Annotated in this window: 13 protein-coding genes; 4 read left to right on the top strand and 9 right to left on the bottom strand. The window is 57.1% G+C overall.

Features of this window, described 5'->3' with window-relative positions; genetic code table 11:
• The first annotated feature begins 61 nt into the window (after positions 1–61).
• The 4 genes from B0E33_RS27620 (at position 62) to B0E33_RS27605 (ending at position 5178) form a co-directional block, all read left to right on the top strand.
• Entirely contained in the window at positions 62–742 is a 681-nt protein-coding gene (locus B0E33_RS27620; protein WP_208993332.1) for a hypothetical protein, read from the top strand.
• Between the two features lie 128 nt (positions 743–870).
• Complete coding sequence (locus B0E33_RS27615) at positions 871–2676, top strand: adenylate/guanylate cyclase domain-containing protein (RefSeq protein WP_265733507.1); 1806 nt, start codon at positions 871–873, stop codon at positions 2674–2676.
• 253 nt (positions 2677–2929) lie between these two features.
• Positions 2930–4774 carry a M23 family metallopeptidase gene (locus tag B0E33_RS27610; RefSeq protein WP_167579607.1) on the top strand — a complete coding sequence of 615 codons (1845 nt, stop codon included), beginning with the start codon at positions 2930–2932 and terminating at the stop codon, positions 4772–4774.
• Between the two features lie 107 nt (positions 4775–4881).
• A complete protein-coding gene (locus tag B0E33_RS27605) occupies positions 4882–5178 on the top strand; it encodes a PAAR domain-containing protein (RefSeq protein ID WP_077292990.1) in 297 nt (98 codons plus the stop codon).
• A gap of 93 nt (positions 5179–5271) precedes the next feature.
• On the opposite strand, the gene tssH is transcribed toward B0E33_RS27605, so the two are convergent.
• The 9 genes from tssH to B0E33_RS27560 form a co-directional block, all read right to left on the bottom strand.
• Positions 5272–8079: a type VI secretion system ATPase TssH gene (gene tssH, locus B0E33_RS27600; RefSeq protein ID WP_077292989.1), complete on the bottom strand. Its 2808-nt coding sequence runs from the start codon at positions 8077–8079 to the stop codon at positions 5272–5274.
• A 25-nt stretch (positions 8080–8104) separates the two neighbouring features.
• Complete coding sequence (tssG, locus tag B0E33_RS27595; RefSeq protein WP_077292988.1) at positions 8105–9682, bottom strand: type VI secretion system baseplate subunit TssG; 1578 nt, start codon at positions 9680–9682, stop codon at positions 8105–8107.
• Positions 9679–11676, bottom strand: coding sequence for a type VI secretion system baseplate subunit TssF (gene tssF, locus B0E33_RS27590; protein ID WP_077292987.1), 1998 nt, complete (start codon positions 11674–11676; stop codon positions 9679–9681). The genes tssG and tssF overlap by 4 nt, the downstream gene beginning before the upstream one ends.
• Complete coding sequence (tssE, locus tag B0E33_RS27585; protein WP_022999369.1) at positions 11673–12224, bottom strand: type VI secretion system baseplate subunit TssE; 552 nt, start codon at positions 12222–12224, stop codon at positions 11673–11675. Before tssE ends, tssF begins: the two co-directional genes overlap by 4 nt.
• Positions 12225–12368: 144 nt before the next feature.
• Positions 12369–12854 (bottom strand): Hcp family type VI secretion system effector, encoded by a 486-nt coding sequence (locus tag B0E33_RS27580; protein ID WP_022999368.1) that lies wholly within the window; start codon positions 12852–12854, stop codon positions 12369–12371.
• A 204-nt stretch (positions 12855–13058) separates the two neighbouring features.
• A complete protein-coding gene (tssC, locus tag B0E33_RS27575; RefSeq protein WP_022999367.1) occupies positions 13059–14582 on the bottom strand; it encodes a type VI secretion system contractile sheath large subunit in 1524 nt (507 codons plus the stop codon).
• Complete coding sequence (gene tssB / locus B0E33_RS27570; protein ID WP_022999366.1) at positions 14583–15137, bottom strand: type VI secretion system contractile sheath small subunit; 555 nt, start codon at positions 15135–15137, stop codon at positions 14583–14585.
• A 270-nt stretch (positions 15138–15407) separates the two neighbouring features.
• Complete coding sequence (locus tag B0E33_RS27565) at positions 15408–16691, bottom strand: type VI secretion system protein TssA (RefSeq protein WP_077292986.1); 1284 nt, start codon at positions 16689–16691, stop codon at positions 15408–15410.
• A gap of 116 nt (positions 16692–16807) precedes the next feature.
• Positions 16808–17512 (bottom strand): OmpA family protein, encoded by a 705-nt coding sequence (locus B0E33_RS27560; protein ID WP_167579606.1) that lies wholly within the window; start codon positions 17510–17512, stop codon positions 16808–16810.
• Between the last annotated feature and the right edge of the window lie 307 nt (positions 17513–17819).

Genomic DNA, 17819 nt, shown 5'->3' with positions numbered 1-17819 from the left:
CGCTGGGCTGCGTCGAAAAGGCCGGGCGTATTTGGAATGACCAGGGAATCAGGAGCCCTTCATGAAACGGATTTTGAAGCATGCCTGTTCAAGGCGAAGTTTGCAGGCCACGAGTGCTATCGCTGGTCTGATGTTTGCGCTGTCCGCCGGATCTGCACTAGCGGATCCGATTGCGCTGGTGCTGGACAAGTCGGAAGGTGTTGATGTGTCCGCGTTTACCGAGCTAATGCCTGGTGACGTAGTCGATCTCGGCGCTACCGGACATGTTGACCTGCTGGACTATTCCGCGTGTCAGGAAGTCAGGATTCAGGCCGGTGTGCTCAAGGTATCTTCCGAGGGATACACAGCAGAGGGTTCTGAACAGAAAGTTCTGAGAGCGGGAAACTGCTTGCAGGCAGACAGCGGAACCGACAGCGAAAAGGCTGACAAAGGTCTGACCGTCACGCTGCGTGGCCTTACACTGGAAAACAAGAAAGCTGCGTCATTGATGCTGCGGTTCGACAACAAGCTGCGCGATCAATACGACACGGTGTTTGTTTCCTTTGGGGGCGGTGAACCCAAGCGCTTCGACATGCTCGACAATATTCTGACCGACATGCCGAACCGTGAGCCGGAAGACGAGGCCGTTGAGGTTGAGCTGTTCCTGCAAGGCAAGGCGCCAGACTATGGTGTCGTCATGCGCACGATCACCATTGACCCGGTCCAGGTTGGACGGAAAACCGCTGTCGTCATCGTGAAATGATATTTGGCGGCCGGTTCGCGGACGCAGCCATTGGACGAAAACAGCTCATCTTGCTCATCGCACTCGTTGCGGTAGGGGCTGGGATCGCCATCGGTTTATCCGCTCAAAAGGCCATCTGGGAAGGGTGGGTGACAGACCGCCTGTTCCAGATCAAGGCCCTCATGGACAACAAGGAGCAGGCAGGTCCTGCACCTGTTGTCGTGGTCGGTCTTGATCAAAAAGCGCTTAACTCCGACCGGTTGGCACCAATACCGCGGGTTCTGATGACCCCGGTTCTGGCAGAGGCCGGACAAGCCATGTTGAATGCCGGCGCGGTGGCGCTGGGCTATGACTTTGTATTTGCCTATAGTGCGGACGGCTTTGTGGATCCCAGCACCGGCGAAGCCAGATTGAAAGGCTTTGACCTGGCATTTCAGCGATTCCTCTATCAGAACCGCGGCAAGGTGTTCATTGCTCACACCGAAATAGGCGTCCCTCAACGCATGTTTTCCGCTGCAGCCGGTGAGGGCGGTGTCAGGTCGGTTATCGTTTCAACTGACAGCGACGGTGTGGTGCGACGACACGAGCCGCATTCACCTCTCACCGCTTCTCCACATCTGATCGATGCGCTTTTGGGTATCGCAGGTGTCGAGTTAGCTGAAACCTACATTCCGGTGCCATCCGCCCGCCTCGCGACGTCCGTTCCGTATCTTTCGCTTATCGACGTTCTACAGCTTCTGGAAAGTGAAGAGGGCAGGCAAGAGCTTGCCCGTTTTGCAGAAGGCCGCATCGTACTGTTCGGCGGGCTGTTGCCCTATGAAGACGAGCATCTTTTTTCAGACCGTTTCCTGCCTCATCTGCCGGAAGAACTAGCGGAAACGGGGCCAAGCGGGCGACCACGCGTACAGCCGCAAACCGCCGGTGTATTTGTACTGGCCGATTTCATCGGCTCGCCTATCGCCGGAAGGATCGTGACCGAGCCCCCCGCTGGCCTTGTCCCCGCATTTGCAGTCATCTTTGCCGTGGTTGGCGCGCTCGCAGGTCTGTCGCTTCCGCTGGTCGTCTTACCGGTTGTGGCTGTCGGCGGAGTGCTTTGCGGACTGGGGGTGAGCCTTGGCAGTATGGAGCTCGGCATGTTTCCTTCGCCAGGCGTTGCTCCGGTTGCCTTCGTCACCGCGACAATCATCGCGGCTGTCGGGAAGGTTGGCATCCTGCAGCGCCGGCAGAGGTCTCTGGTGAGGCTCTTCGGTCACTACCTTGCCCCGGATGTCATCAAGCTGATGGCGAGTTCTGAACAGTTGCCGGCGCTTGGTGGGGAAACCCGGCATGTCGTCGTGGCCTTCATCGATATCGTGGGCTTCACCAAGATGTCGGAAAAGCTCGCCGATAAGGATGTGGTACGCGTGGTCAATTCCTGTTTTGACAGAATCGGACAGGTGATCACTGCTCACCAAGGGTATATCGACAAGTATATCGGCGATGCGATCATGGCGGTCTGGAACGCACCCAATACGGTTGAGCATCCCGAAAAATCGGCTGTCGATGCCGCAACAGAAATCATTAACCTGCTAGACAGATTGCGCGAAATCACCGGACAACCGCCGCTGGACCTGCGCATAGCCCTTAACGCCGGACCGGTTCTGGTCGGCGACATCGGTGGTGAGCATCGCCGTTCCTTCACAGTCATGGGCACCACCGTCAACACGGCAAGCCGGGTCGAATCCGTTGCCAAGGACCACAAGGTTCGTCTCGCAGTCAGTCAATCGGTCGCCGAGAAACTGCCTTCGTCCTATCCGGTTGCTGAGATCTGGAAGGGACAATTGCGCGGTCTCAGTTCCGACATCATCGTTTACACTCTGGATCTACCTGAAATGTACATGGAACCGGAAGAAAAACGGACGATCGCGCGGCAGGAACAGGACAGGAGTAAGCTGGTCACGTTTCCGCGCTCCTGACGAAGCGCTTTCAAACACAGCATTTTTTGCATCTTTCCCAATCATCCGGCATGATCGGGGTATTGATTTTCAGCAGCCTGAGCAGCTGCGACGCTGCGCTTAAGGTCTCACAATGGTCCAATGGCCTGACAACCAAAATCCGGGTGCTCATCGCCCAGAGTTTGACAGGACCGTGATCCGTCCGTCGCAAAAGGCGCCACAAGCTGGCCCTACCGCTACATCACCGCCAAACCCAGGAGCTGCGCCGGCCAAGGTGGCAGCTCCGAAACGGTCACCCATTGTGCTTTATGCTGCAATGGCCATCGGGTTCCTGGTGCTGGGTGGTGCTGCTGGCGGCATTGCCCATCTGATCTCCTCCGGCGCGATATCCTTGTCACCTCCCGAGGAAATCGGCTTACAGGATATCGCCGAAGCGGTGTCGGACAGCGCCTCTCCGGAAAATGCTCCGCAGCAAGATCCCGACGAAACCGCCGCCAATGACCAAGCCCTGGAACAGGATGTTGATGACACTGCGTTGACCAACGAAGAGGATCTCGATGTTCCGGCCGATCCTTTTTTCGACATGGCCCTCTCTGCTGTCATTCCGTTGGCGGGCGACCCGGTCCTTTTGAAGGATGGTGCCGCCAATCGGCGGATAGACTTGTCGGAGCGTCCAGTGCCAGCCGCTGCGATCGGGGACGGTGCTGCGTCGGTACCGTCTGTTGCCGCTTACGTGCTGGACAGCCAGATGCTGGACGATGACGGCAACCTTGTTATACGCGCACCAGGTAGTGAGGCGGACTTTCAGTTCGGCAATTTCGGGGGCGGGGATGAGGCCGAGGGCATAGTCGTTGAAGAAGATGCGCGGCCCGGGGACGATGGTTCTCCCGATTTGCCGGTGTTTCTGAAACCGTCAACGGACACGTTGAACCTCTATCTCACCGAGCGTCCCATCGGTCAGGGGCCCAGCCGGGTCGAAGTACGCGAGGAGGTAGCAAAAGCGGCTCCGCTCAAGGATTTCCTGAAAGGCAAAGGCTTCGACGAGGAAGTCCTGGATTCGCTGGTGGAATTCGTCAAGGACAACTTTGACAAAAGCGATTTGATCGCAGGCGACAAGATCGCGGTGCGTGGTGTTCGCATGCCGAACAAGGTAGGCCGGATTGGCGATTATTATCGGCCTGTCCAGATTTCGATCTACGGCCGTGAAGGGTATATCGGTACAGCCGCCTATTCGGTTGGGAGAGACGGAGACGGGTACGTAGCCGGCGCCGATCCCTGGTTTGGCAAGACGATCGTGGAACAGAAGATCGCGGGTGAGGAGGCAACTCAACCTGCCAACTCGCATCGCTTGATCGACGGTGTTTATGCCACTGCAGTCCGCAATGCCGTGCCCGCTTCTATCGTGGGCGAGGCAATCGCATATTTGGCGCCCATGACCGACCTGAAGCGGTCAATCAAACCAGATGAGAGAGTTACTCTGGTATTCACGGACAGTGCTCGAGACGAGAAGCGTGGCGGTGGCAGGGTGCTCTTTGCCGGTGTTCGGCGCGGGGACGACTGGTCCGTTCGCTGCTACGTGCTCAAAGCGCCGGGGAATCGCGGTTTTGCCTGTGTGAACGAAGGCGGCAAGGTCAGCTTGTCCGGCGCCATGCTTGTCCCGGTCAAAGGTGTTCTGACATCGAAGTTCGGCATGAGATTTCATCCGATCAAGAAAACGGAACGCCTGCATGCCGGTGTCGATTGGGCGGCCCCCACTGGAACCGCGATCCACGCGGCCTTTTCCGGAAAGGTCACCTATCGCGATGTTCGAGGCGGGTATGGCAATTTCATTGAACTCACCCACAAGGACGGAATTACCAGCCGCTACGCGCATATGCATGAATACGCCGATGGCATCCAGCTAGGGTCTGTGGTTCAGGCGGGTGATCTGATTGGTTACGTCGGAACTACGGGGCTTTCCACCGGACCGCACCTTCATTTCGAAATCAGGCACAGGGGAGAGCCGACAGACCCGCTGGCCTTTGAAATGGAGACGGGAGCGGAAGCACCGCAGTCTGTCGGGGGCAAGGATCTGCAGGAATACCGGACGGTGATTGCCGACATTTTGAGCGTGCAGTGAAACAGGACTTGCGGAAGCGCTGAAATACGCCAGACTGTGATCCAGGTCCCAGTATTTGTCGCAGGAACGTTCATTCTGGCAAGAGTGTAACAACGCACGAGGCTGCCATGACCAGACCAGCTGCCCGCCTGGGCGATTTTCATATGTGCCCGATGACACCCATTCCACCGGGGTTGCCAATTGCGCCGCCATGCAAGATCAACGTCCTGATCGGCAAGCGTCCTGCAGCCAGAATGACGGACCTTTGCGTGTGTGTCGGGCCTCCGCCGGCAAATGTCGACCCCATTATCATGGGGTCGCTGACTGTTCTTATCGGAAGTTTGCCCGCGGCCCGCATTGGCGATCCGACAGCCAAGGGTGGCGCGATCACGACAGGGGAATTTACCGTTCTTATCGGGGGCTGAACCAGGACTTGCAACAATCAGCCGGATTTCCGGTAGGACTCGAAACGCCGGACAGGTGGGAGAACCTGTCCGGCGTTTTTTTGTTGGTTGATGTCAGCTGGCCGGCTCGATTTCGATACCGGTTTCCGTCGCTTTCAAGGTCACACCCTTCAGTTCTTCGCCGTTCATTTGCGCCGTGAGGAACGCACGCGACAGCTTCGGCAGAAGGTCGTTGGTCAGGATGTTGTCGATCATGCGGCCACCGCTGTCCGGGTCGCGGCAGAGTGAAACGATATGGCTCACCACGTCGTCGCCATAACTCAGCACGGCATCCCGGTTCTGCTTGACCCGTTTGACAATACGGTTGAGCTGAAGCCGGACGATGAACCCGAGCATGGATGGCGACAGCGGATAGTAGGGGATGGTCACGATACGGCCGAGCAGGGCCGGCGGGAACACGTCGAGCAATGCTGGTCTCAAGGTTTCCGCGAGCTTCTCCGGATCCGGTGCGTTCGGGTCAGTTGCCGCAAGATCCGGATCACTGGAAACCGGCGCATCCAGCATGTGACTTGCTGCATTCATGATGATGTCGGTGCCGACATTCGAGGTCAGCAGTATCAACGTGTTGCGGAAGTCGATCTTCCGACCCATGCCGTCTTCCATCCAACCCTTGTCGAAGACCTGGAAGAAGATTTCGTGAACATCCGGATGAGCCTTTTCGACTTCGTCCAGAAGGACGACCGAGTAAGGCTTGCGCCGCACGGCTTCGGTCAACCGGCCGCCTTCGCCATAGCCTACATATCCCGGAGGAGCGCCTTTGAGACCGGAAACGGAATGCGCTTCTTGGAATTCGGACATATTGATGGTGATCAGGCTTTCCTCACCACCATAAAGGGTCTCGGCAAGGGCCAGAGCGGTTTCGGTTTTACCGACACCGGAGGGGCCGCACAGCATGAACACGCCGATGGGCTTGTCCGGATTGCCCAACTGGGCGCGGCTGGTCTCGATGCGCTTCGAGATCATTGCCAGGCCATGGGCCTGACCGATCACGCGCTTGTTGAGGCTGTCGGTCAGCGTCAGGATCGTCTGCATTTCGTCCTGCACCATCCGGCCGACCGGAATGCCGGTCCAGTCGGAAATGATGCTGGCAACAGCCTCATCGTCGACATAGGCATAGACCATGCGATCGTCTTCAGGGATCTCGGAAAGCTCCGTGCGCATCGCCTGGAGCGCTTCGCGAATGGCGTCTTCGTTGGTCAGGTCCACGTCAAGTTCAAGCTCGATCTCATCGATCGGAACTAGAGCGGGCTTGTCGTGCTGCGGATCTTCGATCGCCTCGCTTTCCGGATGAGGCGCAGGTTCAACACCGCGAAGCTTTGCAAGAGCGGCATTCAAACGCCGGATTCCGGCTACCAGTTTCCGCTCGTTTTCCCACTGATTGCGGACAGTCTCAATGTCGCTTTCGGTTTCTGTAATCGCTTTGGACAGTGCCTCGAGCTGTTCCTGATGCTCCATGCCCAGTTCGGCATCGTTGGTCAGGGCCTTTTTCTCTGTCTCCAGAAAACCTTTTCGGGCAACCAGGTCCAGCAACCGGGCTGGCTGTGCTGCTTGCGAGATGTTGACGCGTGCCGAGGCGGTGTCGAGAACGCTGACCGCCTTGTCCGGCAGCTGGCGCGCTGGAATGTAGCGATGTGACAAAGATACCGCCGACCGCACAGCGCTATCGAGGATGCGAACCTGGTGATGATCTTCCATCGGGCCAAGCAGGCCGCGCACCATGGCAAAGCACTTTTCCTCATCCGGTTCGTCAACTTGCACGGGCTGGAAGCGCCGTGTCAGGGCCGGGTCTTTTTCAAAATGCTGGCGGTATTCCGACCACGTCGTAGCCGCGACGGTCCTGAGTGTGCCGCGGGCAAGGGCAGGCTTCAGAAGGTTAGCCGCATCGCCCGTTCCGGCAGCGCCGCCGGCTCCGATCAACGTATGGGCTTCATCAATAAACAGGATCGTCGGCACGATGGAACCATGGACGGCATCAATGACCGCGCGCAGACGTTTCTCGAATTCGCCTTTCATCGATGCGCCGGCCTGAAGCAAGCCGAGATCCAGCGCACAAAGGCGCGTGCCCAGAAGCGCGGGCGGAACATCACCGGCAACGATTTTCTGCGCAAAGCCTTCGACGATAGCCGTTTTGCCGACCCCGGCTTCGCCGGTCAGGATCGGGTTGTTCTGGCGGCGGCGCATCAGAACGTCGATGACTTGCCGGATTTCTTCGTCCCGACCGACGATCGGATCGAATTCCTTTGCCCGCGCACGAGCTGTGAAATCTACCGTGAACTGGCTGAGTGCATCTTCCCCGGGGCCGCCTGCCGCGAGCGGCTCTGCGCCCGGTTCACCTGCTGCGCTACCGGAGGCTGGACTTGAACCGTCGATGGGTCTCGCTCGCACTTCACCGGATGATCCGGCGATGGCGTCCAGGTTGTTCGCGATTTCATCGTGCTTGAGCTTGTTGAGAGCCTTCGAAAGCTGGAAAAGCTGCGTCCGGGTGCTCTCTTCGCCAAGCATGAAAAGAAGGACATAGGCTGTGCGGATCTTGTAGTCGCCGTATGTCAGCGTGCCAACGAACCAGGCTCCTTCCAGCGCTTCACGGAAAGGCTTGGACATGGACGGAAGTTCGGTCTGGTTGATCTTGAACTCTGCAAGCGCGGCCTGCAGGTCCTTGTCCAGGGTGCTGAGATCGACGTCGAAATGCCGCAGAATATGAAATACATCAGAATTTTCGTTGCGGATCAGATAGTAAAACCAGTGGACCAGCTCGAGATGCCGGTGGCCGGCATCCTTCGTAAGCCTCATGGCCTTGTCCAGGCTGTCGTAGGCAGTTGAGTTGGTCTTGTTGACAACTTTTTCAACCGTAATGTCATTCATAATATCGGTCCTTCAGACTTGAGACCTATTGGTAGACTGTGGTGTGGCGACGCACAGGCCGGAAACGGGTGTCGGTAAGCATTTCTTCTTCTTCGGCCTCCAGGTCAGTATCGACGTCGGGGCCGGAAGCGGCCGGCTTCAGCCAGCCGATATGTCCAAGCGTTGCGGAGTTGTTGGCATCCATCCGGACAGCGGATGCGCATCTCTTCGGCAGCGCAAGTTCAATTTCATATTCAATTTCCAGACCCAGATAAAAATCGATGAGGTCGAAAAGCTTCTCTGTCCAGGGATTGGGTCTTGCCCGGGTTGGCGGGAGAAACTGCCGATATTCCTCCAGACTGCTCGTGAAAATCCTGATCCGGATCTTGTCACTCACACTGTAGACCTTTGATCCAACGATCGTGTCGGCGCCAAGTTGCCCGGCTCCGCTTGGCCCGAAACCACCAAGCTTGAGCTGATCGTCCTTGTCCAGATGCAGCCACGTCCCGACACATTGATCAATCTCTACCCGGACATCGAAAACGCCCGTGATGAGGGCCTTCAAACGAGCGGCGCTCTTTGTCTTGGGGGCCATAAGGCCCGCATAGAGCAGCTTGAGCCGATCATCGATCCTGTCGAGGTCCCGGTAAAACGGGGTGCCGATGCCGATCGCCGACCCGAGATAGGCGAGAAACCGGTCGTCGTCCGGCCGGTCATGTTGAACGATCGGTCTGGCATCGGCCCACGCGCGGTAGAACAACTGCACGAAGCGGTTGTTGAACAGGTCAAGGAATCTCGGAAAACTGTCATCGCCTCTGAGCCCGCGCATGATCGCTTCGTCGGTATAGGCGGAAGGCAGAGCGCCTTGCGGCCCAAGCAAACCAAGGAAGCGTTCCAGCAAGACCAGGCCGCCGTCACCGTCTTTTGTCGCACGCTCAATTGTCGATGTAGCGAATTCGCTGGACGGGTCCTGACCGAAGCGAACGATGTCTTCCATCATGCGCCGGCTTTTGCCGATCCTGGGTGGAGCGGGCTCATCGGCGTTCTTCGGCTTTATTCCGGTTTCGGAAATTCCCGGAGCGGTCTGGCCTTCGAGCATTCTCAGCACCGCCAGCAGATCATGTCCACCTGGATGCTTCTCGATGCGGTCTCCGAGGGCTGCAAGCAACGACGCGTATTGCTGCTGGACCGGCACCTCGATACGCGGGGTTTCCGGAACTGCTTCCTCAGCTGCTGGATCAGACGCAGTCTCTTCGGTCTGCGCTTCAATCACCTCTTCCGTTCCCTCGACAGAGGTTTCCGCTGGAGGATCGATTTGTTGTGCAGGCGTTTCTGATTGGGATCCGGCAGGCGAGGGAGTGGCGTGTTCGGGCGATGTGATCGCGGCAGATTCAATCGCGGGCGACTTGACCGCGAGCGCTTCTGTCTCGTCCTCAGGTGTGTTGTTGTCCTGCGGTTTTACGGTCCAGATATCGTCAGCGTCGGCCTTCTCATCAGACTCGATTGCAGTCTCCGTCTCCTCTTTGGTCGGCCATGCCGGGGCCTTCCGGGAGGATGAAGGCACAACGGTCTTGTCCCGTGCAACACGGGTTTTCGTCAGATCCTTGTCTGCCGGACCGCTCATAGAATTCCTTTCGCGCCGATCCGCGGAGGCCACTTCATGATAACGCCGCGCTCTGTCGTTGCGATCACACACTGCGTGAAGTGATTGATGGAAGCGTATTCGGCGACAAACCGGTCGAGGACAGCCCCCATCAGAAAGGCACTCGCCCCTTCAAAAGCCTTGTCATCGAGCGTGATCGTGATTTCGAGACCTCTGGCGACACCTGTGCCGGACTTCTGTTGCAGGCGGCGTACAACTGGCCTTGTCGAAACCGACCGAACAGACTGGGCCTGCCGGTCTGCTGAACTGTCGGAAAGTGGCGCGAAGACGCTCAACACATCGCGGAAAGACCGACCGTCCTGACCTGCCGCATCGTGTACAAGGCCGGTATGGTTCAAGGCCAGTATGTTAATGAGCCGCCAGGCAATGGCGCCGGCGTGACCCTGTTCGCCTAGTCTTTCATTGTAGGAAAGAAGCGGCGGCCTTGGCGATGTCGGGCCGGCAACACAATCTACCTTGAGGCCGATATCCTCCAGTATGCGGAAATCCCCAATCTCGGACTTGTCCGGGTTGGTTCCCACGGGGAGGTCTGCGGCCAGCGACCGGTTGGATGCCAATACTTTCAGTGATAATTCCGAAAGACGTTTCTTGCCGGTTTGCAGCAGGGCGGCAGCCTGTGCTCCGCTTGAGATAGAGATGAAGGTTTCTGTGCCTATGTAGTGGCTCGGCTGCATGCGCCGGATTTCAGAAGACGACTGGCGTCGCGGCAAACGGCGAATGGTATAAAACCACTCGTGACCGGCTTTTTCAGTGTCTGGTGCAACGCTGTAGAGCGGTTCAACCGGTCGTTTCTCGCCTCCTGAGAAGTGGGCGGAAACTTCAGTGACGGCATGCACTTCATAATCCAGTGGCCGTGTCCGATCCGTGATGACAGCAAACTCGTGCTGCCCTTTCTTGATCGGCACCCGGTCAGTCTGCCTTTCGAACAAGTTGACGGCCGGCGCTGAGTGAAGCGCGAAAATCTTGCGTTCAACGTGAGCAGGCAACCGGTTTTCTGCTTCATCGAACACGAAGACCAGATCGAATGCTTTTGCCTTGACCCTATCCAGGTAACGGCGCAAGCCCGTCAGACGGATCCCGAGGAAGCTGCGCGGAAAGTTGAAATAGTCGCGCAAGTGATCAAAGCCGGTGAACAGGCGCAAGTCGTTGTGCAAGAGGGAATCTTCTTCATCGAAACCCAGCTGCTCTATGGCATCGACGGGCAGGCGCTGCAGGCTGGCCTGACCGAAGGCGTCTTCGGTACGGATGTAGAGCGCGATTGTATGTCCGAAGATCTGTTCATAGACCTTCGCAGCCAGATCCAGAGGTCCGATCAATCGGACGGGAAGTGAATCGATCCGACAGCCGGCCACCTGGTATTCTGGTTTCTTCAAGGCTTCTTCGGCTGAAACCTCGTTTTCCGGATCCTCGGACATGCGGTGTGTGAACGTGATGGACAGACCTGCGCGCGTGCGTCTGTCTTCAGCCATCTCCGCACCGAGACCGGAGACCTGCGCAGCTGAGCTCAGGTACTTTGCAGCTGTCAGCTCCAGGGGTGTCAACGTAATAGGAGAGGTGAGAGTGAACCTGCAGCGAACCTCTCCCTGGCGTTCACGGAAGACGGCCTCCATGGGAGCATGGCGATCGACCTTTATGCCGTTGCGCAAATTCGCGTCGCCATATTTCGGCGTCACGCGGGCAAGTACCAGAGAGGGAATGGGCGCCAGCGCGGTTGGATATAGTTGTTCGAACAGGTTGGAAGTGAATTCGGCGAACTCATGCTTCATTTTCAGCTGCACGCGAGCTGACAGGAAGGCAGTACCTTCAAGCAATCCGGACAGCATGGGGTCGGAACGGTCTTCCAGAAGCCCACCCAGGCGTTCTGCTACAGCAGGATAGGCCTCAGCGAATGACGCCCCTTGTTCTCGCAGGTAGGTGAGTTCCTGATTATAGAGGTCGAGAAATTCCCGGTTCATGCAGTTGCCCCGATGATCTTGATACGGCCGAAAGCAGGGTCGACGTCGGCTACGAATTCACTCGCGACCCGGATCGGATCGCAGCGTATTTCTGCCTTGATGAGAAATCTTACCTTGAAGGTATCGCTTTCGACCTTGTCGTCGCGCTCGACCTTGAGCGTGCGCGGGTCCATGCGCGGTTCGAAATGGATGAGGGCCTGTCGGATGTCTTCGGCAAGTCGGTCAATGCGAACGCTGTCAACAATATGGACAGAAAGGTCCGGCAATCCGTAATTGATGATCGAGCTCTCAACTTCCGGAAAATCGGAAAGGTCCTGAGTGGAATTGAGGTTGACCGTATTGAGGAGCGCCTGCAGGTCTTGCCGTACTTCGGAAAGCAGGGTGTGTTCAGAGACCCCGTAGGATCTGGAAAGCCGCCGACCGGATCTGAGGTTGGCGCCGTTCTGTGCTTCTTTTTGCCTGTCCTGAGCGGCCTTGTAGTCTGGGTCGTCCATTGCACGGAAGGCCCACATCAGCGGGGAGTGCATTTTCACATTTGATTTAGCCATCGGCCAAGCCCACGCTGACTGCTGCCCCGGAAATTCCTAAGTATGACCGTGGCGGTGCCGCTTCAAAAGTTGAAAGTCTGCATCGCCGGTCCAAACCAAAGAAGGCTGCCGCGCCGAAGCGCGGCAGCCCTGCAGGCCGAAGCCTTATTTCTTTTCGTTTGCTGCAATGTCCCAGGCAAACTCGGGGGCTGCGCCCTTGGAGCCGTCCGGCTTCTGTTCGGTGTAGATGTATTTGTACTCACCGAAGTTCAGCGTGACGCTCTCCGTGATGCGATCGTCGGAGCCACTGCCGCCGGTCGAAACGTTGGTCACGATAATGTCCTTCATTTCGAGCTTGATGTATTCCAGCGGGTTATCACCGGCAGCCTTGCGAACAAAGAGAGTGCCTTTGGTGATATGCTTGCCAGTCGACACGTGCTGCAGAAGCACAGGGGTGGATTTGTCGACGAACTTGGTGATGCTCAGATCCTGGAAGTGTGCCTTGCCGGAGCCGGAGCCCGAACCCATGTGGGTGGTGCCGGACTGGGAAGCGCCCCAGGACCAGGAAAGGACGTCAATCTTGTCCTTATGGGTCTTGTCCTGTGCTTCGCCTTTGATACCTTCAAGTTCCAGATAAAAATCGACGGCCATTTTAATAGATCCTCTTGGTTGTTGAGGGCCAGGTAAATGTTCCTGGCTCAAACTCTGCTATTCCTGACAACTACCTCGGACCTCGCGGTCCAAACCCCTAGGCGCTTGCGCACCTTGTTTGTACCTCCGCCCGGGAAAACCGGGCTGCATCCCGTGGGATGCATGCCGGGGGGCAGGCTGCCGCCCCGCCGGCAATTTGTGAAATCAATTACCGTCTTGCGGAATGCGGGACGCCAGGCTCATGCCGATGTCCATGCCTTCCAGCTGATAGTGCGGACGAAGGAAGAACTGAGCCCGGTAATATCCGGGGTTTTCCTCGTCGGGCACGATAGTGACCTTGGCTTCCCGCAGCGGCTTGCGCGCTTTGGTTTCCTCGGTCGAGTTGTCCGGATCACCATCGACGTAGTCCATGATCCAGTCATTCAGCCAACGCTGCAGCTGCGCCGATTCCTTGGTCGAACCGATCTTGTTGCGCACCATCACTTTCAGGTAGTGGGCGAAACGAGTGGTCGCGAACATGTAGGGCAGGCGGGCAGACAGGTTGTCCGATGCCGTTGCATCCTTGCCGTCCGGTCCGGAGAACTGGCGCGGTTTGAAGACGGACTGAGCTCCAAGGAAGGCTGCCTGGTCCGTATTCTTGCGGTGGATCAGCGGGATCAGGCCCAGACGGGAGATCTCGTGTTCGCGCCGGTCGGAAATCGCGATTTCCGCAGGGCACTTCTGGTCCACACCGCCATCGTCGGTTTCAAAGACGTGGGTCGGCAGGTTTTCCACCAGACCACCGCTTTCGACGCCGCGGATGCGCACAGTCCAACCGAATTCCTTGTAGGCACGGTTGACGTTGGTTGCCATGGCATAAGCCGAGCTCATCCAGGCGTAATTCTCGTGGCTGTCTTCGCCGAACTCTTCTTCGAAGGCGAATTCTTCCACCGGGTCGGACTTCGCACCGTAGGGCTGGCGAGCCAGCACGCGGGGCATTGTCAGACCAAGGTAACGGGAGTCCTCGGATTCCCGCAGCGTCCGCCACTGGGCATGGATCTCCGTATCGAAGATCTTGGACAGATCACGCTTGGCCGGCAGTTCCGTCCAGCTATCCATCTGCATCAGTTGCGGATTGGCCGCTGCCAGGAACGGTGCATGGGCTGCCGAAGCGATCTTTGCCATGCCGCGCAGCACGGTGATGTCCTGCGGGTCGTAGGAGAATTCATAGTCACCCACGAGACAGCCGTAGGGCTGACCACCCAGTTGGCCGAATTCGGCTTCATAGATCTGCTTGAACAGCGGGCTCTGATCCCACTTGGCGCCGCGGTAGCTCTTGAACACGCCTGCAAGTTCTTTCTTGGAGATGTTCAGGAACTGAAGCTTGAGCGAAGCGTCGGTTTCAGACTGGTGCACGAGGTAATCGATCCCGCGCCAGGCACTTTCAAGTGTCTGGAACTCCTCGGCGTGAATGATCTCGTTCACCTGAGCCGTCAGTTTTTCGTCCAGCTTCGCGATCATCTCATCGATCGTGTCGTAGACGTCTTCCTTGATAAGCGCCTGATCGGACAGGGCTTCGGCGAGGAAGGTCGACATGGCGTTGTCAACCAGCTGATTGGCCGTATCGTTTTCGTTCTTGATCCGGAAATTCTGTTTCAGGATCGAAGCGAACTCCTCGGGGCTCTTCTCAACCGCAACTTCGCCGGCTGCTGCGCCACTTGCCTGGGCGCTGGTATCGGTGCTGCTCATTTATGCCTCCTCCGTGCCGTCGCCGTCTGCCTGCTTGTCGGCGGACGATGCCTTGTCGGCTTCGATTTTCTGAGCAAGTGCCTGCATCAGGGCCGGGTCCCGGGTCAGCTCCTCGAGCTGGGAGATCGCCTGGACACGTCCGTCCATCATGGTGCGCAATGCAGCCAGGCTGCGGCGTGCATCGAGCAGCTTCTTGAGTGCCGGAACCTGTTCGGCAACGCGTCCCGGGGTGAAGTCGTCCATGCTCTTGAAACGCAGCTGGACGCTCATTTTGGAGTTTTCTTCGCCGGACAGCTTGTCCTTCACGGTGAAGGAAGTGCCAGGTTCAATTGCTTCCATGCGCTTGGAAAAGTTGTCCATGTCGATGTCGAGGAACTTGCGGTCATCGATATCGGCTTTTTCCACGCCAGGGTTGTCGCCGGAAAGATCGGCCATGATGCCCATGACGAATGGCAGTTCCACCTTCTGTTCCGCGTCAAACGGATCTTCATAGAAAATGTGGACCCGCGGAGGTCTGTTGCGCTTGATAAAGCCTTGCCCACTGTTCGATGCCATTGTACTTGCCTTTCATTTTCATGACCCAGAAGAATAAAGGTCAATTTTAGTCAAATACTAGCGCGTAACTCTTGTTTGCTAATTGCTGTACTTAGGTCGGCGCTGCGTTTCGTTGATATCTATGTACTGCGTTTCTGGGGAACGGGAAGTGATCACGGTCACATGATCGATGGTTTATTTTTTCTCGAAATATTGAGGACCCGTTGGCCATTGGTGTCAAGTAAGAAGCTGAAAACCCTAGGTAACATAGGGGTTGTAATGGCAGTTGAATCAGTCCTCCTCTGGCCTCAGGAAGAGGTTGAGAAGACCGGTGAATGAACCGGAACTCATATTCTGCGCCTCATCCAGCAAAAGGGGGATCGGGCTGGTGGGTTCATTGGAAGAATAGTAACCCTTGACCGCCGCAATACCCTTCATTGCGTCACTTCGGCTTTCGATCACCATCACTGCGAAATCGTCAATTTCGCCCAGTTCCCGGTCACCACCGTCGTTCAGGTCGATCAGCCGATCGTTGGAAAGCTGTAAACCGCTGGCACCCAGAATCAGCGCTACGTCGTCGAACCTGCGTGGCATCAGTATTTTCAAGGCATCCAGGTAGGACTTGCCGACGAGGCCGCGAGCCTCACGCACCAGAAACAGCGCCGGATGCGACGGTTCGCGGCTGGCGAAATAGTCTTCGACAGCGTCCAGAATCAGTTTTGCCTGGGCGGCATTCTTGATTTCTGACTGAGACGCCTGCGACGTGTCGGCTACTGCTGCCTCTGCTGCAGTATCTTCAGACGAAGAGGCCTCCGTCTCTTCAGGGGAGAGGCGTCCGAGCCGCTTGTTCAGTTCGGCATTCATCTCCTTCAGGAGAGTGGACAAGGCCTCATAATTGGGAGGAGCTGCTTTCGCACCGCTCTCCTTGAGCTTTTCGGTGCACAACTCGGCTATGGTCTGAAGTTCGTCCGGCAGGTCTCCAAGGTCCTTGAGGATCTCGTCGATAGCGTCCTGCTCGAGTTCGCCCGATGTCAGTGCCGCCTCAATCGCGCCAAGTGAGATTGTATGCTCATCCGGACGTGCCGTGGCATCGCCGGCCGCAATCTGGATGGCGCGATAGCTGATGGGCCCTGTCCGTCTGGTTTTGAGCAGGGGCGCTGCTTCCAGCGGTAGAACGACCGTGGGCCTGTTGTTGAGGGATTCGAGCGCTCCGATTCGTTCCATGTGGCCGAAGTCGGCATCGCTTGGATGGACGTCGTCCCAATGGTTCTCCAAAAGTTTGCGAATGATGCGAATCGAGTTCGCAAACGTATGGACTTGACCGCTCAGCAGACCGAACTGCGCGAGAATGACAAGCAGTCTCAAGTCTCTGGACTGCTTCAGGAAGCCGTCCATCTGCTTGAAGAGGTCGGTAAAGTCGATCTCGGATCGGTCGAATTCGCTGAACCGCTCCGGCAGCAATTCCTCACACGAATCCAGAAGCGCGGCAAATGCGGGTTCGGTATCATAGAGGTCCGGCCCGCAGCCAGCACCCGGCGCTACTTCAGTGCCGTAGGTTTCCGGATCGAAATTCATTCGTGCTCCCCAGCCCGGTATGCATTCCGGTGGTATGTCCGGGATCGGTCCCGGTTATTGTTCAGGAGACCCGGACCGGGAAAAGCTCCGGTCCGGCATGTCTGGTGTGTGTATTTTTATTGCTCGAGTACCAGCTTGCTTTCAACGCGGCGGTTTGCCGGATCGTTTACATCAGCAACCTTTGGTCGGGATTCGCCGTAGGCAACAGTTTTCAGGCGGTCCCGGCTGACGCCGAGGTTGACAAGATACTGGGTAACCGCTTGCGCACGGTCTTCGGAAAGACGCTGGTTGTAGTTGGTCGAGCCAATTCCGTCGGTATGGCCTTCGATCACGAATGTGGCTTTGGCCAGATCGGGATCATTGATGCCCTTGGCAAACTCACGAAGGTTGGCCTGTGCGGACGTGCTGAGCTTGGCCGAAGCATATTCGAACGAAACCAGCAGGTTGAAGGCAGCGTCGATGGCGTTGGTTTCCGGATCGACCACAAGGGTCTGTTCCGTTTCACCACCTTCGGTCTTTGCACCGTCCTGGGAGACTGCGACCTGACCGCCTTCTTCCGGTTTGGCGTTCGGATTACATTCGTCGCGAGTACCGATACAAAGAGCTCGTGTTCCGCCAGCCGGCTTCAGTGAACGCGTTTTGAGCTGCTTGAAGTGCTTGCTGACTTCATCGGCCGAATAGGTGGCGTCCTGGGCAAAAGCCGGAGCGGTTCCAAGTGCCGGCAAGGCAATGGCGAGAGAAACGGAAGCAACCAGGAGAGCGCGGCGAAGGCCGGTCCGAGCGGCATTGTTCCGGTCGAGCGAAAATACAGTAGGGGTCACGATTTCAATCCTCCCTTGTGGAGTGTTCAAAAGCGATGTCGCTTTGGGCTTCGAAATGGATCGTGCCATATGGATAAGAATAATAGTGTGGCGAAAGTCACTAAAGTGCGATTTGATGTCAGTATGTCGTTTTATCGGCAATAAGCAAGAGGAGAGCTGTTGGGGTGACGTCGGTGAGCAGGGTTGGTATTTAAAAGCAGCAGGCGGTGTTTTTTAGCCGCACTTGGGGAAGGGGCAAGTGCCGCCTCCTTCACAAAAGAGTTTGAAGTTCAAAGTATTTGCATCAAGTGTGTTCTTGAGCACACTA

It is taken from the genome of Roseibium algicola, from assembly GCF_001999245.1.
In the GTDB taxonomy this organism is placed as follows: domain Bacteria; phylum Pseudomonadota; class Alphaproteobacteria; order Rhizobiales; family Stappiaceae; genus Roseibium; species Roseibium algicola.
Note: the sequence above shows the minus strand (reverse complement) of the source record. Positions and strands in the feature narration are given on the sequence as shown.